A 22,932-nucleotide genomic window follows, 5' to 3' on the forward strand; every position below is an offset into this window, starting at 1 on the left:
TGGAAAAACATGATAGAAGTTGCCGCTGCAATGATTGAAGATGGTGATGGGCGTATCCTGATCGCCCGGCGAGCACAAGGAAAATCGCAGGCCGGATTATGGGAGTTCCCGGGTGGCAAGCTAGAGGCGGGAGAATCGCCGGAAGAGTGTCTGCGAAGAGAAATGCTGGAAGAGATGGGCATCACGATCGAGCCGTATGCTTTTGTAGGAGTAAACGAGCATGACTACGGAACGGTTGCCATTCGGCTGATCGCTTATAGGGTCAGGTTTGTGGACGGAGTGATTTCATTAACGGACCATGATGATTTCCGCTGGGTAAGGCCGGAGGAGTTTGGCGAGTTTGAGTTTGCTCCTGCAGATATTCCGTTTTTGAAGATGTTTTGAGCTACTCAGAAAACGAATCTAAATCATCTTTTCATAGGAGTGAACCCGAATGTCCAAAAAGACGGAGCTGGAGAAAATATTGAATGGTGTGCCTGTAAATGAATTAATCGAGATTATCGTTCAAGTCGCGGAGAAGGATGATTTCTTTAGAAATAGTCTTCTCTTAAAATACAATAAGGACACTTCGAGTCATCAACTGCTAGTCATAAGAAGATTAATCAAGTCTATTGTATCGAAATATACAGGAAGAGAAGATTTCATACCTTATAGACAAACAAGCTCTTTTGCAACAGAAATGTTGGATTTATTGGAAAATACGATTCAGGATAATGATGATGTATTGCATTCAATTGAGGTTGCCCTATTGGTATTGGAGGAGGGAGTAGCGGCTTTTCAATATAGCGATGATTCGGACGGCGACATCGGTATGCTGGTAAATGGAACCTTACATCATATTTCAGAACTCACAAGTGAACTTGGCTCAGAGGAGGCCACAGTGCAAGAAGCCGTTTTTTTGCGCATAATTGCTGAATCAGAAAAGGATATTTTTGATGGCTGGGAGGATTTTCAGATAACTATGTTCCACATTTGCGCTGAGTTTGGAAATGTGGATAAGTTTAGAAAGCAATTAATATCTGTTATTGAAAAGCAAATCGGTATACAATCTGCGAAGGAATATGCTCAATATACAGTTGAGGCTTTATTAGGTATTTTGTATGAGCTTACAACAAAATACGGCACCAAGGATGAAGCTGATCGGTTTCTTCAGGAACATTTGCATTTTCCTTCCTTCAGGGAGTTGGCTATTCAGAAAAATATGAATGCCGGGGACTTCCAGCATGTCATTAGGTTGGCTCAAGAGGGGGAACAGAAAGATGTACACCTTCCCGGTCTCGTATCTAAATGGAAGTCAGCCCGGTACGAAGCTTATAAATTATTGTCTCTAAAAAAAGAGCAGGAAATATTGGGGAAAGAGCTTTTATTGAATGGAAATTATAGTTACTATCAAGATCTTGAAGATTTATTTGCCGGAGATAAGGAAGAATTCTATCGCAGTATCCTTGAAGGGTTGAAGCAGGAAAATGGCTGGGGAAGCCGAAATGTGTATTTAAAACTGATATCGGATAAAAACGATACAGAAGAAATGATGAATTACGTTAGAAGGAATCCTTCCGTAATCGAAGAATACGCACCAAAGCTGATTAACCTTTATGCAGAAGAAATCGAGCGTATGTATGAAGCACATATTCTTCAAGCTGCGGATGCTTCATCCAATCGCAAAGCATATCAGAAAGTTTGTGGAAAGCTAAAGCAATTTAAGAAAGTGATCGGGAAATTGGCGCAGGAGAAAATAATTGAAGATCTGAAAACGAAATATAGTAACCGTCCTGCTTTTGTTGATGAGTTGTCGATGCTGTAAGGAATAGTGGCTTATAGCTTTTATTTATCATTATTTGATGCAAAACAGGTCAACTATGGAGGGTGAACTCCTTAGCTGACCTGCCATACCAACCTCGGAATATATGGATTTTTTTCCTTCATGAAGTAATTTGAGTACAACATGCTCCCTATTTGCCGTCTCGACGTTTTTGAGGTTGTTTCAATGCCCCCGAACCCTCGTAAACAGCCACCCGCCTGCCACGAAAACAAGATAAAGCAAAAAATTAAACCAAACCCCCAGCAGAAGCGAATCGTTGAACAGCAGCGTTTTGAAAAAGGAGACAACGTGAACCCGCAGCGAAGAAATAGCCGTTCCAAGCGGGATTGCCATGATGATCAGAGCGGACAACACCCAGCCGACAGGGGTGGAATAGCCCGATACCAGCATGCTGAGAAGCGCCATGCTCATCAAGTAAAAGATGAACTGATAAAGGAATGAGCCTGCTAAGCCAAAGTCGTTCCAATGAAAGGCTGCGACTAAATCGACGGCGTTTTCATAATTTTGAAAGACATGAACCTGAAGCATGATCCATAACGAGTTGATCAATGCGACGGCCGCCGCCCAAACGGCAAAAACGGCATGTAGTCCTTTAAAATATTGCTCTCGGCTAGCGCCTAAATGAACGATTCGTTTGTAGTAGCTTAGCGGCAGCGCGATGGCTAACATCGGCAACAGGATAACCAGCATGTTGGCTTCCGAGAGGCGGGATATGTTGTTTATTTCTGAAAAAGAGTTAACAATCAATTCGGCACCTCTGCCAAGCACGATAATCGTCAGGACAAACCAGATGTACATTTTGAGCTGTCTGTATGTTGCCTTTAAATGAACGGCCAAAGCATCCAAGTTCAGAGACCTCCTTCGATCAAATACAGAAATAGCTTTTGAAGACTTAATGATTCGATCGAAATGTCCTGCTCGCGAGCTTGCCGCATTTCTTTATCATTCAGCTCTTCGTAAATAGCCGCAAGCGTGCCACGACCATAAGCCTCTTGATATAAAACGCGTTTGCCAGCCGTAAAAGAAGCTACAGCCTCAGCATTTCCCCGAATCAGATAAGCAGACATGAAAATTTGCTCCATATCATCCTGCAGCAGCAGGGAGCCGGATTCAAGGATGATTATTTTTTCCGCAACCGGCGCAATTTCGTCAATCAAATGAGTGGACAGCAGGATCGTGCGGGGATGATTGGCGTAATCCTCCATAAGCGTCTTGTAGAACCGCTCCCTCATCAAAACATCCAGTCCGAGCACCGGCTCATCGTACAAGGTCAGCGACGCCCGGCTGGCCAGTCCGATTATATTTCCGATTAGAGATTGCGTGCCGCTCGAAAGCTGGCGGATCTTTTTGTCCGGATCGATTAGAAAAAGATGAAGCAGCTCCCGAGCGTAACTCCAATCCCACTGGGGATGGAAATTCGCGGCAGACTGCAAAGTCTCGATGACTCGCGCTCCCCCGAAATGCCGATATTGATCCCTGACATAACAAAAGTCCTTTGGCAGCTCTCCTCTGCCCAGTTTCTTCCCGTTCACCTCGATCGTACCGGAATCCGGCGAGATTCCCCCTGCAATGGTGTTTAGCAAAGTGGTTTTGCCAGCGCCGTTTCTCCCAAGCAAGCCGTAAATCACGCCTTCCTCCAACTGCAAGTCCAAACTTTGCAGCGCACGGGTAGAGCCGTAATTTTTGGTTAAATTGCCGCAAGCCAAAGCTATACTCACGGATTTCAGTCCTTTCTCAGCTGTTGGATCATGTTAATGATTTCATCAGTTGTCAAACCTAGCTTTTCAGCCTCGCTCAGCAGATCGGACAGGAGCTCCTTCGTAAAACGCTCCCTTCGCTTCCGCTGAATTCTCTCTTTTGCATCGGCCGCAACAAACATGCCAAGTCCTCTTTTTTTGTACAGGATCTCCTCCGTGACGAGCAGGCCAATCCCCTTGACCACAGTTGCCGGGTTGATCTGAAACAGCTGGGAAAACTGGGCAACGGAAAGAATCTGCTCATCCACGGAGAATGTGCCGTTCAGAATGTCATCTTCGATTATATGGGCGACTTGCTGGAAAATCGGTACATTATCATCAAAAGTGATGGTCATGGCTTCACCATTTGTCCTTTTAGTATGTTACTCATCTAACATACCACCATAAGGGATGGCGGGACAATTGTCAATGAGCGGGAAAAGTGAAGCCCACTCAGTTTTGCCAAAGCCGTATTTTGATCGCCCATTTTGGAATATCTGAAAAAAATGATGCGTATTGACAACCCAAAAACGATGTATTACAGTATGCTACATGAGTAACATACTAACATGCTTGAAGCGATAATAACAGCCCCCATTCATGATGATAGGCAATCAAGCAGAAAATCGAAGGAGATGGAAGAGATGAAAAAGCTGATTGAATTTAAAAATGTAGCAAAAGAATACAAAGTAGGAGAAGTGCCGATCAGAGCGCTTGACGGTGTGGATTTTTCCATATCGGAAGGGGAATTCGTGGTTGTTCTGGGGGCAAGCGGAGCAGGCAAAAGCACGATACTCAATATATTGGGCGGTATGGATACGGCCACATCGGGCCAGGTTTTGGTTGGCGGTCAGGAAATCACGAAAATGAACGAAAAGAAATTGAACCGGTATCGCGGCGAAAAGATTGGATTTGTTTTTCAATTTTATAATTTGATCCCCAATTTAAACGCATTGGAAAATGTTGAATTTGCCGCCGAGGTTTGCAAGGATCATCTGGACGCCAGCGATATTTTAAGAAAAGTGGGATTAAGCGGCCGAATCAAAAACTTCCCTTCCCAGCTCTCCGGCGGCGAGCAGCAGCGGGTGGCGATAGCCAGAGCCGTTGCCAAAAATCCTCTGCTTCTGCTCTGCGACGAACCAACCGGGGCATTGGATTATGTGACGGGCAAGGCCGTGCTGAAGCTGCTGGAGGACTTAAACAGGGAAACAAAAAAATGCGTTGTCCTGGTCACCCATAATTCGGCAATCGCCGGGATGGCGGACAAAGTCATTAAAGTAAAAAGCGGAAAAATTGAAAGCATTACGATCAATGCGAACAGACAACGCGCGGAAGGGATTGAGTGGTAGACATGAAGCTTTTTTTCAAATTACTCCGGGATATTAGACAGTCGGCAGGACAATTTCTTTCCTTCGTGCTGGTTATCGCGGTAGGCTCTTTTTTCTACACGGGACTAGCCACCTTAAGCAATGATTTGAGCGCTTATACAGAGACTTATTTTGAGAAACATAATTTAAGCGATTTGAATGTCTTCTATCATGTAATCTCCCAAGAGGAGATCGCGGAGATCAGCCAAGCGGAAGGTATTCAAAAGGCGGAGGGCCGGTATACCTTCGACGCCGCGGAAGCTTTCGAGGGCTACGTCGCATCCTTAAAAATTCACTCCATTCCCGAAAACAACGAAATCAATACGCTGGCTATGACGGATGGCAGTCTTCCATCGGGCAAAGGCGGAATTGTTTTGGATTCCCGCTATGCCGCAGAGCATGGGTATGCAGTTGGCGACGGAATCACCCTCCTCGTCAATGACAAGGAGCTGGCGTTTACGATTAGCGGCTTTGGCGAAAATGTGGAGCATGCAAAAAAAAACAATACGCAGGATCATAAACACGCTGGAATTGCCTATGTTTCAGAAGAAGTCATACCGGAGGCTGCAGGCGATTTTTTTTACAATGAGTTATTAGTGGATGCGAAAGAAGGATTCGATATCGGCCAGTTAGGGAAGTCCATCGAGGAGTTGTCCAGGGGGCTGTCCTACCTGGGCCAGGAGAGCAAAGAACGGTCGTTCAGCTATTCGCTTCTGATGGCGACGCTCCATAATAACGGGCTGATGAGTAAAGTTATTCCTCTTGTTCTTTTTTTGATCGAAGCTATTATTTTATTTTTAGCCATGTCCAGAATGATTGAATCCCAGCGGAGCCAGGTAGGCATTATGAAAGCTTTAGGAGTGAAAAATAGCAGCATTATGCTTCATTATATGGGTTATCCCGTATTGGTCGGCATTGTAGGGGCAATCGCAGGTTATGCGATGTCGGCTTTGGTATTTGTCCCCTTTATCGAGGTGTCGAATGCAAGGTCGTATTCGCTGCCGGGCATTCAATTTGCTATAACATATGATCTCATTGTGCCGCCAATCATCGTTTCCAGCCTGTTTGGGATGCTTGCGTGTTATTTAAGCGGCAGAAATTTGTTGAAGGAACGGGCGGCCCAAGCCATGCGCCCCAAACCGCCAAAAGTGATGAAAGCCATATTGATCGAACGAATTCCCGGTCTGTGGAGCCGCTTGCCGTACAATTATAAGCTTATATTGCGAAACATTTTCCTGAACAAAAGAAAAGTTTTGGCAAGCTCGATCGGTGTCATGGTCAGCTCCATTTTGTTAATTACAGCCTTTGGCACTCAAGCATCCCTGCAGAAGGTGGCGGACCAATTCCAGCAGGTGTATACCTATGATTTCAGGGTGGATTACAAGGCGGGAGAAGCCCTGGATGAAACGGTGCTCCCCGCCGGCATCAAAAGCCATCACACTTTATCCGCTATGCCTATCGAATTGAAAAAGGACAACCAATCCGAAAAGGCATCGTTGATTGTAACGGCAATGGATAATGACCTGATTCATTTCTATGATGAAAAAGATAATACGCTGCAACTGGATAATAGCGGTGTTTCTGTGCCAAAATCGTACGCCGATCACTATGGGATTACCGCAGGGGATATCATTCAAATTACGTTTACGGCACCAGAAATGGGCAATAAAACGGTAGAGATGAAAGTGCTGAACGTTTCTACGCAATATTCCAGTCCTTCTTTTTACATCACGCCAGACTATCTGGCCAGCTTTGGACTGGCTTATAAGCCAATGACCCTTTTGGTGGAAGCCGATTCTTCAGCGGATTTGGGGAGCATTCGGGACTATTTTGGGCAGAATCAAAGCGTAGTCGCCATTTACGATACGGATGATCTCCGGAAGGAAGCCCGTTACATCCTCCAGCAAAATAGTTTCGTCTTTATCATGTTTATCATCTGTGCGGTGATCCTTTCCTTTGGCGCGATTTACACCATTTCGTCAATTAATATCTTCGAAAGAAACCGTGAGCTTGCTACGCTTAAAGTATTGGGCTATTACAGAAACCGGATCAACCGGCTTATCTTTTTTGAAAATATAATCATTACGACGTTGGCTGTGCTAGTGGCCTTTCCGATCTGCGGATATGTGTATGAAATGGTGGTAGGCGCGTTGTCGAGCACTCATCAGCAAATCCCGGATCAATTAAATATCGGAATCGTGTTGCTGTCTACGCTGGTTGCTTTCTTGCTCACGATCTTGGCTAACCTGCTGCTCAGGCGAAAAGTGTCCCGCATCGATATGATCGAATCTCTGAAAGCGCTGGAATAGATGATGCGGCCGATTTTGGCAACGGCCTCCGATTGAGAACCGGGCATATCCCAAATTTGAGGGATTGATGAATGATAGCGAACATCGCTATAATTCAGATATTGCTTGAGAGAGCATGGAGATATGTGGCATAGATGCTGCCGAAAGGGATAACGCTTATGAACAAACAAACATCGCTTGCCCCAAAACGGCATAATAGCCATTCCGATAGGGTCAAAGAGTACGTACAGTCACCTCGGAAGCAGCGCCAGCTGTACAAAAAAACGTTATGGATCGTGGTCGCTTCACAAATATTCGGGGGCGCCGGCTTGGCCGCCGGGCTTACCGTCGGAGCGTTGCTGGCGCAAGATATGCTTGGGAACGACAGTCTTGCCGGGCTCCCATCCGCCTTGTTTACGTTAGGCTCAGCGGCTGCTGCGTTAATTGTGGGAAGGTTATCCCAGCGGCTGGGGCGCAGAGCCGGCTTGGCCGCCGGGTTTCTAGCGGGCGGAGTTGGGGCGGTTGGCGTCGTATTTGCCGCGCTTTGGGATCAAGTCGCTTTGCTGTTTTTGTCCTTGCTCATTTACGGAGCGGGCACCGCAACCAATCTGCAAGCGCGATACGCAGGCACGGATCTGGCACTTCCGAATCAGCGGGCCAAAGCGGTTAGCGTGGCAATGGTATTTACGACAATCGGCGCGGTTGCCGGTCCCAATCTGGTGGAGCCGACCGGTCGTATGGCGTCTTTAATAGGCGCCCCCGCCTTGTCGGGGCCGTTTATGCTGGCTGCGGCCGCTTATTTGCTTGCCGGTCTGGTGCTGCTACTATTTCTCCGGCCTGATCCTTTCATTGTTGCCAAAGCAATTGCGGAAGAGGAGAGCGTCAGAGAAGGTTTATCGGGCCAAGCCTCAACCAGCCGTCCGGAGACATCCCTTAACAAATCTGGTTTGATTGTAGGAACGACGGTTATGGTGCTTACGCAAATCGTGATGGTTGCCATTATGACTATGACCCCCGTTCATATGAAGCATCATGGCCATGGACTAGGCGATGTCGGCTTAGTCATTGGCATCCATGTTGCCGCGATGTATTTGCCTTCCTTGCTTACCGGCATGCTGGTCGATAAGCTCGGGCGTACGTTTATGTCCTACGCATCCGGCGTAACGCTGCTGTTGGCCGGTTTGACGGCGGCTTTTGCTCCCGGCGATTCCATGCTTTTCCTCATACTGGCGCTTGCGCTGCTGGGCTTGGGCTGGAACTTTGGCCTCATTAGCGGAACGGCGGCTATTATCGATGCTACAACGCCAAAGGTTCGCGCCAAGACGCAAGGCACGGTCGATGTCCTGATTGCCCTCGCTGGAGCATCCGGCGGCGCGATATCCGGCATGGTTATGGCGGAAGCCGGTTATTCCGTGCTTTCCCTTGCGGGAGGTTTGATGTCCCTGCTGTTGATTCCGGTAGTGGCCTGGTCGTGGAAAAAGAATAAGATTTAAACTATCAATTACTCATTATTCTGGTCAGGAGCCCTCAAACCGTTTGCAGAACGGTGCGAAGGCTCTTTACATGGCTTATGTACAATACTCATCAGGAAATGACATCGCTTCGAGTGAGCAATTTCATTGGTTTTGGTATGCATTTTGATATTTTGTATTAATTGTGGGATTTTTTTGACAGCAGGATCGTGTTTATGGAAGAGAGGTGAAAAAATGGAGGGATCTTTCTTGACGACTTCGGTGTTGAATCAAAAATGGGCCGAAGTTTATACGCGCCATGTCAACCTGGTTTACCGGCTGTGCTTTGTTTATTTGAGAAATACGGCCGATGCGGAAGATGCTGTTCAAACTGTTTTCGTCAAGCTCATTCAATCGGATGTGCAGTTTAATGGTTCGGAGCATGAAAAAGCATGGCTGACTGTAGCGACACGAAATCATTGCAAGGATCTGTTAAAGCATTGGTGGAAGAGACGGCGTGTTTCGTTGGATACCTTGCCGGAAATTCCAGATTGGCCAGTGGGCGGGTCTTCGACGGAGGTATTGGGGAGATTGCTGCAGCTGCCCGAAGTCTATAAAAGTGTTCTATATCTCTATTATTACGAAGAATATTCTGTCAGAGAGATATCAGGTTTGCTGGGCTGGAAGGAAAGCACGATACAAACGCGTCTAGCGAGAGGGCGCCTATTTCAATTATGTTGATTGCCGAAAGCGGCCACTTTAAAGAAATTTATGAAAATGCTGACGGGGCCATCAAGGACATTGGAAACAGGCAATCCTTGGATCAGTTCCCGATCACCATCCATTACAAGGATGGGATATCAGAAACAACGAAATTGTTTACGGGAACCACATTGACAGAAGGTTATCAGATTATGTACACGCAAAAAGTATTTGAACAGGTCATTAACGATAAAGAGATCAAATCCATCGTATTTTTTGATAGGGAGATTCTGATAGATAATTGATCGGGGTATCATTTTTTCCGTGATGCCGTAGAAAAATTCGTATCAAGATCCTAGATGTAAGACTAGAGCGAGTTTCCAGACACGCCCTAAATAATTGAAATAATCCTCATTTGAATTTAATCTCCTGTGACAGGAGGTTGAATTTTCATGAGGATTTTTTGAATCCAAAAAAATACATGCCAAAAACCATTACTTTCTATTCCATAACGGCAAATTGTTTAGAAAGTGTCCAGTGGTCTTTTTTATAATGGTAAATAGAGTGTGATAAGTATCATGAATAAACAAGGATTCATGCAAAAATAGGGAGTCTTCGAGGGGGAGTTTCCGAGATCGGACAACAGGGTAGGCGGAAGGAAGAGCAGAGCAGGCAGTCATTACATTAAAGCGGAGGCAGACTATGAAAGCAGCACGATCGAAGGCGACTTTTTTCAAAGCGTCCATGTTCCGTAAGATTATTAATCTAGTATTAAGCTTTATTCTGGTGTCATCTCTTTTTCTGACAAGCGCTGCGCCGATAACGCATGCGGACAATGGAACTATTGCAACTGGAACTGGTCCTTATGGCATCACCTATCATAACGGCTATATTTACACTGCGCATCGCAATTCCGACAGTATAACAAGGACATCGCTGGCGGACCAGACGGTGGAAACGGTTGTAACCAATGTCTCCAGCGTTATGACAGTTGCGCTGAATAGCGGAGGAGATCTTTTCTATACGAGGGACAGCGGTCGAACGATACAAAAAATTCCCGCGGCATCCCTGAACAGCTTGCCGGTGAATGGAGCAAGCTCGCAGGCTTTTGCTTCGGTTGTCGATGACAGTGTATTTTTGTATGGCATGACATTTGATGAAAATGACAATTTGTACTTGTCTAATTTTAACATGGGACTGCTCAAGATTGCCAAGGGCAGCACAACCCCTGTCAAATTAGGGGGTTCAATATCCAAGGTTTACGGTATGACGTTTTCCCCTATTGGCGACATGTACTTCACTAAGGATGACAGAAAGCTTTACAAGATTTCTCAGAATGAGCTTGAGTCATCTAATGAGCCTGTAGCCCAGCTAGTGGATGGCGCAACCTTCAGTGACAGAACCTATGGCATTGCCGCTTTGCCGGATGGCAATATCGTCTTCTCCAGACTTTCCAATTCTACAATCGAATATTTGGGATATGAAATACCGCCCACTCCTCCAGGCATCGAGCTTGTAGGCGACCCGGTCATTTCCATCGACCCTGCTCATGTGAATGATACGGTAAGCGTAGTGTCCAGCGTGTATACGATTGGCAGCAAACCGATTATTTCCCGTGGCGTCGAATATCGTCCTTATTCCGAAACCGCGGAAGAGGCATGGATACAGGTGCCGAATACAACAGGAGACTTGCAGGCAAAAGAATCATTTACATCCGTGCTGACAGGTCTTCAATGGCAGAAAAAATATGAAGTTCGCGGCTATGTGAATAGCGACGCAGAATCCGTATTTACGGAGATTAAATCCTTTGTGCTGGAGGACGATCCAACAATTGGCGAACCGGATGTCCGCTTTGACCGCGTAGGTCCCTCCGTGGTGCATGTGAAGGATAAAAAGCGGATTGTCACTGTCGGAGAAGGCATGATGAATCTGTTCCGCAAGCCGCTTAGCGAAATCAACTACTATCTGGACAATGGCACAACGCAAGTCCCGCTGTCTTATAACGTCAAAAATAATAACCAGTTAGAGCTTACATGGACTGCCGACCTGGAGCCGGGGCCATATGAGGTTCATCTGGAGCATCAGACCTTTACGGACTTCGTGCTGGCGGATGATCCGCTGACCGAAGAATTGGAAGGCTTGACTATTGTGCTTACCGACTTTTACAAGCCACGCTCCTTTGAAAAAATCGATGTGCCAAGCACATCCTCCGAAAATATGCTTGAAAGCTTGTCCATTCAGGGGCCATTTACGGAGAGACCTTCCGCTCCCGGCGTATACACGCTGGACGATACGTCAGAAGCAGTCGTCATTAACGGCAACCTTTTGTTCAAAGGCAGCAGCCTTGTTGTGGACAAAAGCAGCGGAGACGGCAAAACCGTCATCAACGGCAACGGACGTCTGTACCTGAACGGGTCAGTGCAGGATGCAACGATGTCCTATACGCTGCTGGATGGACCATTTACGTTTAGCTCGGATCAATTCTCCTTGGCATTGACGGGAGGAGCGCCGGCGGATTATTTGAAACTGAATTTGCCTATTCAAGCAACCTCCATGAAACTTGCGCAAGGCGGACTTGTGCTGGCGGGGAATATGGAGCTAGGCTTTACGGCAGGCAGTCAGAAGGTTTCGGGCACGATTCCGATTGATTCGCTCAGTTATCGCAATAATCGTTTTGATCTGGTCGGAACCTATACGCTTAATAAAACCTTTAAGCTGGGGCCAATCGATGCCAGCAATACGAAGTTTGTTATCGACAGCCGTTACAATTATGTCAGCGTAAACGGCAAAGGTCTTCTTCCAGGCACAAATGTCAGCTTTGATTTGTACATGGATCTGAAGCAAGGGCGTCTTGACGCCATTGATTTTGGCGTGTACAACAAAGTCGATTTTGCCTCCACCGGCTTAAAAATCAATTATTTGTACGGCGATGCGGACAATTTGGCAGGAAAGACGCAAATTCCGCAGCGTTTAAGCGCATATGGCTCAGTAACCGATATTTTGGTTCCTCAGCTTAAGCATCCGCAAGCTACCCATAAATTCAACCTGCTTGGAACGGACCGGATTAATGTCGACCTGACACCGTACGGCTTCGATGCAAGCGGCATTGAATATTATTACTGGCTGGCGGTCAACCAAATGAATATGCAGGCAGTCGTCAACCCGTCGCTTGCCGCAATCAAGGGATTTTCCCAACAAGGCTTCCGGGTATCGGGCGACATCAATGCCTATCAAGTAATCAAGGGTACAATCGGAGCGGTTTCCTTTAACAAAAAGGATTACAGCGGCGTCGTTAAAGCGACCGTTTATGTGCCTAAAGGCATTCCGCGCATTGGCGGCGCAACCGTCCGCGATGTGGTGCTTAGCGTAAATGAAAAGCAAATAATCGGCATGCTTCAGCACAACGGCATTAAAGCAAGAGTATCGTATACCTTCAGCAATAATACGATTTTGTTCGAAGTAGAGGCAGAGCCGCCTAAAAAATCATGGTGGGAAAAGGGACTTGAATTTTTCAAAGGCATCAATGATTTCTTTGACAAAATCGAGCCGCTGGGCAGCCTCCTGGAAGAGATCTTCCTTTCTTATGGACTTAAGGAGCTTCCGATCAGCGTTGCTTCGGTTGATGGCGAACTTCGGATAACCGGCATCAAGTCATCCATGGCGTTGTCCGCAGTTGCGGCAAACGGAAAAATGCAGCGTATTTACGAAATGACCCCAATCGGTCTGGTGGCCCAACCGGAAATTGCTTCAAATTCCGATTCCACCGCCAAAATTGTTGACGGACAGCTAACAGCCGTTGACCGGTCGCTTGCCATTTCAGCGGAGCCAGCGGGTTCAAGCGGGCAAAGCATTTTCAGCTTTAAGACGGATACTGCGTTTGATGCATTGCTTGTTTTGTCGGGCGATCAACGGAACGCCGTCCTGAAATTCGCCTCGGCAGACAAGCCGAACGACGAAAAAACGGAATCTGTTAATGCCGTCTATCTGTCCGATGAAAATAAGACATTTATACGAGTGAAGCTTGGCGCAGGAAGCTGGAAGCTGGAAGCGCAAAGCGACAGCAAAATCTCCATTAACGAAATCCTGTTCGGCAATCCATCGCTTGAAGCCGGGCAACTGGCCCAAACTTGGGCAAGCGCGCCTGAACGGCCGGTCGCTGCCTTTGTTGTTAGGGAAAGCGGCTCCTACGCTTTGACGGTTGAAGCAGGAGAGGGCGATGCAATCATCTATAAGCCGGACGGACGCCCCTATTACCTGCAATCGGAGCCAAGCCAGCCGAACTGGAATGCCTTCCGTACGTTCGACGGCAGACAGCATGCTCTGTTAAGCGCGGCGGGTGCAGGTACCTGGCTGATTGTCGCTGAGGAAAGCCCGGCGATTGAGGTTGGCATCGTAGAACCAAAAACAAATATGAATGACCTCAAGCAATGGGTTCAGGGCAATACTTATCCAACGGTCTTTAACGTGGAACGGACTGTAAACGGACAGGCTATTGTCGAAATCTATGGCGCAGATGAGGATACTCTTCTGTATATGCCGAACGGACAGCCTTATGCGCTTCAGCCCGATGCCACAAAAGACGGGATGAATGTCATCTATGACCAATCGCAGAAGAAGATGACAGTTTGGCTGGACGGCCTTGAGAAAGCGGGACAATGGAAGGCGGCAGGGAACGGCTTTGTCAGCGTTGTGGTCAATCAATTGAATCGCAAGTTCAAATCGATCAAACCGCTGCTGGATGAAGGACGCTACTCTCAAGCTGTCTTCGTTACTGAAAATGGAGATTACATGTTGTCGATCAGCGGCGGAGATAGAGATACCGTCGTTCTGGATCCAAACGGCAAAGCATATACGCTTGATTTTACCGCTCCGGACGGCAATGCTTATTTGCAGCCTGCAGCAGACCGTTTGCCGGAACAAACGGCGGGCGGCGATCCTGTGAACGAAACGGAGATCGACACGCCAAACCCTGCGCATGACGGCAAGGATATGTTGTATGTTACGCTGCAGAATGCGACAGCGGGCAAATGGCTTGTTCAAAACAAAACAAGAGTGGGCCTGGAGATTCAAAAATTGATTCCGACTCCTTCTGTCAGCGCAACTGCGTCAGTGGATGCGGGAGCAAATAACCGGGTTCGTGTTGTATGGTCTACAGACAATGCAGCAGGAGATACGGCGGTAACGGTTATGTTGACCGACAGCAAGGATGCCTACATCGGTGATGTTGTGGCAGCTGAGCTTCCGGCTTCGGGCAATAAGGTTATTACTATTCCGGCCGGCGTTATTCCCGGCACTTACTATGTAACAGTAATGGCGACAAGTCAGAATGAAGTTCCTGTTTACGCAGTTGCCGAAGGCACGATAGAGGTTACGGCGCCTTACAATCTTGAAGCGCCGGTTAAACCAACGGTTCTGTCTACAGGCAATGAAGAAATTACTCTGCAGTTCCCTTCGGTATCCGGCCAGGTAGAGCGCTACCGGGTATGGATTGGCGAAGGAGCAAACGGCGAGGCGGTAACGCCATATGTGGACATCGAGCCGCAGCAGGGCAATGTTCAGGAAGTGACGATTTCAGGCCTTGCCGTTAACGCCGACTATGTAGCGGCTGTTTCGGCAATCGGTCAACAGGACGGGCGGCTTGTCATCAGCCCGCTGTCCGAAAGTGTTTCGCTGACATTGCCGGCTGCCAATCCGGCTGCGCTTGGGGTCTCCGCAGATGCGGGAGCGGAATCTGTTGCCAGCCGTCCGTTTACGGCTTACGATGGCAGTCATGAAACGCTATTGATTACAAGAGCAGGTCAAGTGAAGCTTGAAGTAACGTCCGATCAGGCAGCAACGCTTGATTTGATTGTTGATGGTCAACGTTTGGACAGCGTGCAAGCAGCTGCAAACAGCAGCCATATCTTTGATCTGAATGAGTTGTTGTCCGTAAACGAGCTTGATGAAAGAGAATACAAGCTGGCGATCGAGACGGTGAACGAGCGCGGCGACCGCGGCTTGGAAAGCCGCAGGCTGGTTATTGACCGGACGCTGCCGCTTCTGATTGCCTCCGGCGGAGACGACGCAAACGGCGCGCCGATCCCGCTTAACGGAACGGTTGACAGCACCGGCAAAATACGGATCATGGGACAAACGGAAATCGGAGCAAAGCTTGATATCAACGGCGTAATCTTACCGCTTGACGACCAAGGCCGCTTCGCTTATTACGCGCCGCTTGCTTGGGAAAGCAACCAGGATCTGAAGCAAGTTGTGATCCAGGCATCCGATGCTGCCGGCAATACAACGGCCTACAGCTTCCAGGTTATTAAGGATAGCAGCGGAAATCTGACAGCTTACCCGACAGACCTTGCTGCGCTGACTACAACCGGCGCGGTGCTGAATCAGTCTTATCAATTCGGTGTTGCGGCTTATCAGGCTGTGGCAAGCTCCGACAAAATAAGAATCCATGCTGTTCCGATGGTTGATTCTTCTGCTGTGACGATTGACGGGCAGCAGCTGACTGAGGGCGGATATGTAGAGGTTGCTGTGCCTAATTCCACTCGAAGTGTGCAAATCAGAGTTCAGTCCGCCGGAAATGAACCGGCAAATAGCTACAGTCTGGAAATCGTCAATGGCTCCAATGTGGCGCTGATCAGCGATTTGACGCTGAAAAATAAAGACGGTGAAACCATTGCCGCTCCAGCTTTTACAGGGGTGGAGGAAAGCTACGAAGTTTATGTGGGCAACGATACGGATGAAGTGACTCTGACGTTGTCTGCAGTGATGGCGGGTTCCGTCGTTACAGTTAACGGACAAAACGTGCAGAGCGGTCAAGCTTCATTGCCGATTGCTCTGCAAGCTGATAACAATTCCATTCCGGTTACAGTTGTTTCGCCGGACCAATCGGTAACAAAAACGTATGATGTGGTCGTTTGGCGCGAGCCAAGCGGAGATGCAGATCTGCGGCAATTGGGTATCACTACTCCGGGCGCGGTGCTGCAGTCTGGCTTCAGCTCCGACGTAACGGAATACAAGGTGTCTGTGCCTGAAGGAACTTCCGCATTCTCCTTGCAGCCAATCGCGGAGCAGGCCGATGCTGTCATTACTGTAAACGGACAAGCCGTTTCCGGCAGCCCGGTACAGCTCGGCATGAGCGGCGACAGCCTGCGGGTTGCCGTTGAGGTTAAAGCGCAAGACGATACGACGCGTCAATACACGCTGAATGTGCTGCGCCAAAAGGCCGCTCCAGCAGCTCCGCCATTGCTTTCCGAGCTGAAAGCGGATGTGTCTCTGGACCGCACGTTTGCTCCTTACATCTATAACTATGGTTTGACAAGCACTTGGGATAGCGGAATCTTAAACGTAACCGCAGTGTCCAGCGATCCTCAAGCCATTGTCACCGTTATGGACAAATCTCTCCAGGGCGGCGGCAAGTTTACGCCTGCACTTGAAGTCGGCGTAAATAAGGTTTTGATAACTGTTGAATCGGCGGATTTGACCGCTTCACAATCCTATTGGATCGAAGTAACGCGTGTGCAAAACAGTTCATCAAAAGGCGAAGTTCGTCAAACTACGATTACCGGCAATGCAGGCGAATGGAGCCATTCCATTCCGATTGTTCGTACTGTCGGAACGGGAGGCGTTTTGATCGACACGCTGAGCCTGGATGCTTCGACGGCAAGAACTATTTTGTCCAAAGCGGAACAAAACAAAGTCAAAACCGTTCGCATTCATGTGACTGATTTGCCGCAAGATCCAGCAGACGAGCGTATGGTAAACTTGAGCTCCGTCGCCTTGTCGCTGCTTGCGGAGGCTGGTCTATCGCTGCAAATTACAACGCCTGAAACGGTTATCGATTTGCAAAACGCGACACTGAAGGAGCTCGGCGCGAGAGTTCAGGATGCTTACTTCCGCGTTGTTCCGGTTGTATCGGACAATGAACGGACAGAAGTAGCCTCTCGCGTCCTGAATGCCGAGTTGGTGAAGCAAGTGGCCGAAGACGGCAAAGCCAAGTTACTTGGCAGCCCGGTCCAAATTGAAACCAACTATTCGGGATACAAGACGGAGCTGTTGTTCCCGCTGACAGGCCTGACCTGGACAGCAGCGAGCAATCCGTCCTCGAAGCTGGCTGTTTACATTGAACATAGCGACGGCGAAAAGGTTTTGGCTAAAGGCGATGTTCGCTACGATAGTAATGGCAAAGTATCTGGACTTGCCGTTAATGTAAACAAATTCAGCACCTTCACCGTTGTGCAGTTAAGCGGTGAACAAGACGCTGCAACATTGGCGCCTTATTTGACCGGCTATCCGGACGGCACGTTCCGTCCGTCGAAAACCATCAAGCGCGCTGAATTTGCAGCCATACTGCACCGCCTTGGTTTGGGAGCTGACGGACAAGCTGCGGGCTTTGGCGATGTTGCTGACCAGTATTGGGCAGCGGAAGCCATTGCTTCCGTCCGGAATTCCGGGCTGATGCTTGGCGATAACAAGGGGCTTTTCCGTCCCGAAGCCAACGTAACTCGCGCAGAGATGGCAAGCATTGTCGCAAGGCTTCTGCCGGAGACTGCCGCAACCGCAGAGAAGCGTAATGTTCCTGGCGATGCGCAAGGACATTGGGCGTCTGAAGCCATCGGCAAAACGATGCAGGCGGGCATACTGGCGGGTTATCCCGACGGCACCTTCCGCCCTGAGCAAGCTTTGACCCGCGCGGAAGCGGTTCGCGTGCTGAATCTTCTGCTCAAGCGGCCGACGGCTGAAGTTGCGGTATCCAGCTGGCCGGATGTTCCAACAAGCCATTGGGCAATCCGCGATATTGAGTCGGCTTCCGGCACTGTAACTGTGCAGGAGGACGGCAGCGTATCCGTGAAAGCTCAGAAATAGATCTAAAGCAAGGGCTCCGAATGGGGCCCTTGCTTTTTTGTCCCGGTATAACGGAAAACAGATCTTCGTCTGAAACGCCGCTTTGGCGAAGGGCTGTTAATCGAAAGCAGTCCAGGCAACGGGGCTTCCGTTTCGTTTATCGTTCATGCAGGAAATAAGCAGACAGAGGGTCACAATCCGTATTGGAATAAAATCTGATTCTATGGCAAAGTCTTGGATTCAAATGTAAGACACCTGAGGCTTCAGTTATTCAGCGGGGTGGAGTACAGCCGGTTGCGGTATTGGGAAGGCGTTACGCCTTCGTATTGCCTGAAGCGGCGCAGAAATAGCTTGTAGTCCGCAAAGCCGCATTCCACGGCGATTTCCTTGACACTTTTGTGCGTAGTCAGCAGCAGTTGTCTGGCACGGTCCATCCGGCCGTTTAAAATGTAGGTTTTGAGGCCAACGCCTTTTTCGCGCTTGACCATTTTGGAGATATATTCCTTGTTGAAGTTGAATTCTTCAGCGACCCTCCGCACATTGATGTCCTGATTGAGGTGGATATCAATCCATCGGCATATTTGATCCACCGTTGCGCTGTGGGGCCGATAGGCTCCTCCAGCTTGCCGCGTCAGCTCCGACAACAGCAGCAGCAATGCCGCATCCGCCTCTTCTCCGGTAAAGGAGGAGACATGCAGCAGCTGCTTGAACAGCTGATTGACGCTGGATGGAATTTTCAGGGAGGCATGGGAAGGCAAGCTCATGAAAGGTTCTGTCTCCATATGAAAATGAACCCAATAAAAGCTGACGGGCCCTTCGCTTTTTTCATATCCAAAATGTGTGCGTCCCGCCCGCAGCAACAGCATATCGTTGGCTTTTACAAGGTAGCGATCGTCGTTCTCCGCAATATGCATTTCCCCTTCCAGCATAACGATGATTTCGTATGGCATGCCGCTGCGCCTCATGTGGCTCCAGTTGCCCTCAGATATAAATTTGCCGCACAGATAATGCTGTAGCTGTTTTTTCATATAGACCGATTTGTCCACCTTTTCTAAGATTAAACGTCTGATTATTTTCCATCTTATCTGATAGGATGAAGGTAGACAAGGGCGGGGTTGCAATAACAGCCGACTTCCGTCAAAACGGTTCATAGTGAAGGAGAGCAAAGGATGACAAAGAAGCTTAAACGTTTTGTGCCGCTCAGCGATGTGAGCTTAACAACGGGGATATTCAAGGATTCTCAAGTGACGGGAGAGCAATATTTGCTGTCCCTTGATATCGATCGATTTCTTGCGCCATGTTGGGAGGCTCATGGATTAAAGGGGAAAAAGGCGCGTTACGAAGGCTGGGAAGCCAGAAGCATCAGCGGCCATTCCCTGGGCCATTACCTTTCGGCGCTGTCTGCGGCTTATGCGGCATCCGGCAATGAAACACTGAAAAAAGCACTTCAATATGCGGTTGGCGAGCTGGCGGAGATTCAACGTGAAACCGAAAGCGGATATATCGGCGGCTTGAAAGAGGAAGCGTTCACAAAAGCGTTTGCCGGGGAAGCGGGCATCGGCGGTTTCAATATGGGCGACTATTGGGTGCCATGGTACAGCGTGCATAAAATCTATAAAGGGCTGATCGATGCCTACAGGCTGACGGATAATCGGGAGGCGCTGGAAACGGTGGACCGTTTTGCCGCCTGGGCTGTTGCAGGGCTGGATTCTATGAGCGACGATTCGCTTCAGGGAATGCTGCAATGCGAGCATGGAGGCATGAACGAGGTTTTTGCGCAGCTTTATACGATGACGGGCAAAGCCGAATATTTGAAAGCGGCGGTCCGATTTACGCACAAGCTTATTCTCGATCCGCTTGAGCAGGAGCGGGACGCGCTGCAGGGCCTCCACGCCAACACGCAGATTCCCAAGGTGACCGGCGCGGCGGAAATTTATAACGCGGACCCGGCAAGAAGCGGATACCGGACGGCGGCGCGGTATTTCTGGGATACGATCGTGGATCGGCGTTCCTATGCGTTTGGCGGGAGCAGCATCTCGGAGCATTTCGAAGCGCCGGGCATGGAAAGCCTTGGCATCAAAACAGCGGAGGCCTGCTTTACCTACAATATGCTGGATTTGACGCAAAAGCTGTTTCTGTGGGAGCAGGACAGCCGGTATATGGACTATTTTGAAAATGCGCTCTACAATCATATTTTGGGCACGCAAGATCCTTGCACGGGCCATAAAACGTATTTTACTTCTACGCTGCAAGGCCATTACCGGATTTACGGCACGCATGACACCGCTTGGTGGTGCTGTACGGGAACGGGAATGGAAAACCCGGCAAAATACGGCGAGGGCATTTATATGGAGGACGACAGTAGCCTTTATGTGAATTTGTATATGCCTTCGCAGGTGGAATGGAAGTCGCAGGGGTTGACGCTGAAGCAGGAAACCAACTTTCCGTATTCCTCTCTATCGACATTAACCGTTGTCAGCGGAGGGAGCAAAGCGGCGCTTAAGCTGCGGGTTCCGTCCTGGCTTGCGGGAGAAATGACGGTGGAGGTCAGCGATGGCAGCCGATATGCGGCATCGGAACCCGGCTATTTGACTATCGAGCGGGAATGGAAGGCTGGCGACCGGCTTGACGTAACGCTGCCAATGAAGCTGCACAAATATACAGCGCGGGATAACGCTAGCACCATCGCCTTTTTCTATGGCCCGATTTTGCTGGCCGGCAGGTTTGGAAATGAAGGCTTGCCGCAGGACACAATTATCGACGAAACGGCGCTAAATCCGGCAACGGCGGACGTACCGATACTGCGGACGGAGAACGAGGATATCGATAGCTGGATTTCCGTCAAGGACGAAGCAACGCTTGCGTTTGAAATATCCAGGGAAGTGGCCTCGCATGGAAAACCGGTAGAGCTGGTTCCGTTTTATGCCATTCACCACGAATTTTATAATGTCTATTGGAAGCTGAACGATGAAGGAGATCCCTTCCTCAAGCTGCTGAACGATATGACGATTGACAGCGTGGAGCCGGATGGCCAGCAGGACGAAATCGGACACGGACTTCAAGGCAACTGCCTGGAAAGCAGCTTCAGCGGATCGTTCGCCGACAGCAGCAATCGGATGGTGATGTGGCGGGAAGCTTTTGGCGTGGATGATGCGTATTTCAGCTACCGGATGTCGGTGAACAAAACGGGGAACAGCTATCTGTGCGTCGCTTATTGGGGCGGGGATCATTCCGGGTTCTGGCATGACCATAAGCATTACAACCGCAGGTTTGGCATCACGGTAGACGATGTGGAGATTGCGGAGCAAACGATCCATTTTAACAAAAGCGGCGGGGTCTTCTACGTTGCTTATGATATTCCGAATGAACTGACGGAAGGTAAGGAAAAAGTGGCGATTGCTTTCCATGCCAAAGGCGAACGTGGTTGCGCAGGCCGGGTTGCGGGCATACGCGTGACAAGCGCGTTGCCGGAGCTTTAAGAAAAAAATCTTTGTGCTGTAAACAAAAGCGGGTGCTGTTGAAGCGCTCGTTTTTCATTTTATTGCCAAAGTCGATAGTGATTGATTCGAGCTCAATCGTTGAAGTTATTAAAAATATCACTGTTAACAAAATGGAAAAATAGTAGAATTTGAGCAATGTTTAAAATGCGCAATGCAGGACAGGTAAAAAACTCCCGCCGGGATTAATATGAGAGGTGTTATGAGAACCCATACACGACTGGATTGGCATCGCAAGGTCGAGGAGGCTGTCGTCCGCATGTTGAATGCTTTGGATGAGCCGCTGCATTTTCGGCAAATTTCTGCCGAAGTGTATTCGTCTCCGTACCATTTTCACCGAAAGTTTCGCCAGCTTACCGGAGAAAATGTGCATGAATGCCTGAGGAGGCTTCGTCTGGAAAAAGCGATGCATATGCTTCGCCATTCCGACGCCGAAGTGATGACGGTAGCGCTGGAGGCGGGATACGAGACGCCGGAAGCATTCACGAAAGCTTTCAAGCGAATCTACGGACTTACGCCAAGAGATGCAAAAAGGCTTTCCGATTGGAGAGGGGGCATCTACTCCTCTGTTGGTCTGCATTACAGCGAGCGGTCCCGGTGTAATTGGTTCTATCTTAATCCCGAAGGAGAGAATGCAATGGAGACAAAGATTATTGCTTTTGAACCCAAAGTAATGGTAGGCGTAAAAAATGTTGGAGATTATTGGGGCCTGCCTCGCGCCTGGGAGGAGTTTCAAGGGATCCTGGGCAAATACGGGCTTCATTCGCAGGCCAAGGAGTGGATGTCCGTGTTCCCTGACCACGCGCCTGAAATACCGATGAAGGACAAAATTTCGTACGCCGGTATTGTTGTGAATCCCGAGTTCGAAAATCGGTATGGACTGCAGGAATACGTGATTCCTGGAGGCTTGTATGCGGTCACCGTGCATTTTGGCTCCGGTGATGAAATTGGTCCCAGTTGGGATCGCTGGATTAATGAATGGCTTCCGGAAAGCGGGTGGGAGGCCGACGCTTCAAGACCTAACTACGAATGGTATCAGAATCAATGTATGCCGCCCGAATTGACATTGACCTTTTTGTGCACTGCTGTCAAAAAAATAATAGAATAGTTAGCCCATTAATAAATTTACCAATAACCAATAACCAATAACCAATAACCAATAACCAATAACCAATAACCAATAACCAATAACCAATAACCAATAACCAATAACCAATAACCAATAACCAAT

14 protein-coding genes are annotated in these 22,932 nt (G+C 48.7%); 10 read left to right on the forward strand and 4 right to left on the reverse strand.

The annotated features are described in order from the left end of the window. Positions 1-9 precede the first annotated feature (9 nt). Both ACX93W_RS17965 and ACX93W_RS17970 read left to right on the forward strand, forming a co-directional pair. Positions 10-384, forward strand: a complete 375-nt coding sequence (locus ACX93W_RS17965) for a (deoxy)nucleoside triphosphate pyrophosphohydrolase (RefSeq protein ID WP_459393753.1) — start codon at positions 10-12, stop codon at positions 382-384. A gap of 49 nt (positions 385-433) precedes the next feature. After that, on the forward strand, positions 434-1,804 hold the full coding sequence (locus ACX93W_RS17970) for a hypothetical protein (RefSeq protein ID WP_459393754.1): 1,371 nt from the start codon (positions 434-436) through the stop codon (positions 1,802-1,804). A 180-nt stretch (positions 1,805-1,984) separates the two neighbouring features. On the opposite strand, the gene ACX93W_RS17975 is transcribed toward ACX93W_RS17970, so the two are convergent. The 3 genes from ACX93W_RS17975 to ACX93W_RS17985 are packed head-to-tail and all read right to left on the reverse strand — an operon-like array spanning position 1,985 to position 3,914. Then, positions 1,985-2,668 (reverse strand): hypothetical protein, encoded by a 684-nt coding sequence (locus ACX93W_RS17975; protein WP_459393755.1) that lies wholly within the window; start codon positions 2,666-2,668, stop codon positions 1,985-1,987. Between the two features lie 2 nt (positions 2,669-2,670). Further along, the gene (locus ACX93W_RS17980; protein WP_459393756.1) at positions 2,671-3,540 is read right to left on the reverse strand and encodes an ATP-binding cassette domain-containing protein; all 870 of its coding nucleotides are present in this window, start codon (positions 3,538-3,540) and stop codon (positions 2,671-2,673) included. 5 nt (positions 3,541-3,545) lie between these two features. Next, a complete protein-coding gene (locus tag ACX93W_RS17985) occupies positions 3,546-3,914 on the reverse strand; it encodes a GntR family transcriptional regulator (protein ID WP_459393757.1) in 369 nt (122 codons plus the stop codon). A gap of 288 nt (positions 3,915-4,202) precedes the next feature. On the opposite strand from ACX93W_RS17985, the gene ACX93W_RS17990 reads away from it, so the two are divergent. The 6 genes from ACX93W_RS17990 (at position 4,203) to ACX93W_RS18015 (ending at position 18,225) form a co-directional block, all read left to right on the forward strand. After that, entirely contained in the window at positions 4,203-4,907 is a 705-nt protein-coding gene (locus ACX93W_RS17990; RefSeq protein WP_459393758.1) for an ABC transporter ATP-binding protein, read from the forward strand. Between the two features lie 2 nt (positions 4,908-4,909). Next, positions 4,910-7,234, forward strand: coding sequence for an ABC transporter permease (locus tag ACX93W_RS17995; RefSeq protein ID WP_459393759.1), 2,325 nt, complete (start codon positions 4,910-4,912; stop codon positions 7,232-7,234). A gap of 158 nt (positions 7,235-7,392) precedes the next feature. After that, positions 7,393-8,706, forward strand: coding sequence for an MFS transporter (locus tag ACX93W_RS18000; RefSeq protein ID WP_459393760.1), 1,314 nt, complete (start codon positions 7,393-7,395; stop codon positions 8,704-8,706). Positions 8,707-8,934: 228 nt separating this feature from the next. Beyond that, on the forward strand, positions 8,935-9,405 hold the full coding sequence (locus ACX93W_RS18005) for an RNA polymerase sigma factor (RefSeq protein ID WP_459393761.1): 471 nt from the start codon (positions 8,935-8,937) through the stop codon (positions 9,403-9,405). Continuing rightward, entirely contained in the window at positions 9,399-9,671 is a 273-nt protein-coding gene (locus tag ACX93W_RS18010; protein ID WP_459393762.1) for a hypothetical protein, read from the forward strand. The genes ACX93W_RS18005 and ACX93W_RS18010 overlap by 7 nt, the downstream gene beginning before the upstream one ends. A 397-nt stretch (positions 9,672-10,068) precedes the next feature. Further along, a complete protein-coding gene (locus tag ACX93W_RS18015) occupies positions 10,069-18,225 on the forward strand; it encodes a cadherin-like beta sandwich domain-containing protein (protein ID WP_459393763.1) in 8,157 nt (2,718 codons plus the stop codon). A gap of 242 nt (positions 18,226-18,467) precedes the next feature. Here ACX93W_RS18015 and ACX93W_RS18020 read toward each other — a convergent pair whose 3' ends face one another. Continuing rightward, a complete protein-coding gene (locus ACX93W_RS18020; protein ID WP_459393764.1) occupies positions 18,468-19,232 on the reverse strand; it encodes a helix-turn-helix transcriptional regulator in 765 nt (254 codons plus the stop codon). 141 nt (positions 19,233-19,373) lie between these two features. Between ACX93W_RS18020 and ACX93W_RS18025 the strand changes: the two genes are divergently transcribed. Together ACX93W_RS18025 and ACX93W_RS18030 are read left to right on the forward strand one after the other, a co-directional pair. Continuing rightward, a complete protein-coding gene (locus ACX93W_RS18025) occupies positions 19,374-21,683 on the forward strand; it encodes a beta-L-arabinofuranosidase domain-containing protein (RefSeq protein ID WP_459393765.1) in 2,310 nt (769 codons plus the stop codon). 220 nt (positions 21,684-21,903) lie between these two features. After that, entirely contained in the window at positions 21,904-22,809 is a 906-nt protein-coding gene (locus tag ACX93W_RS18030; RefSeq protein WP_459393766.1) for an AraC family transcriptional regulator, read from the forward strand. The last annotated feature ends 123 nt before the right edge of the window (positions 22,810-22,932 follow it).

The sequence above is a fragment of the Paenibacillus sp. CAU 1782 genome (assembly GCF_054551715.1).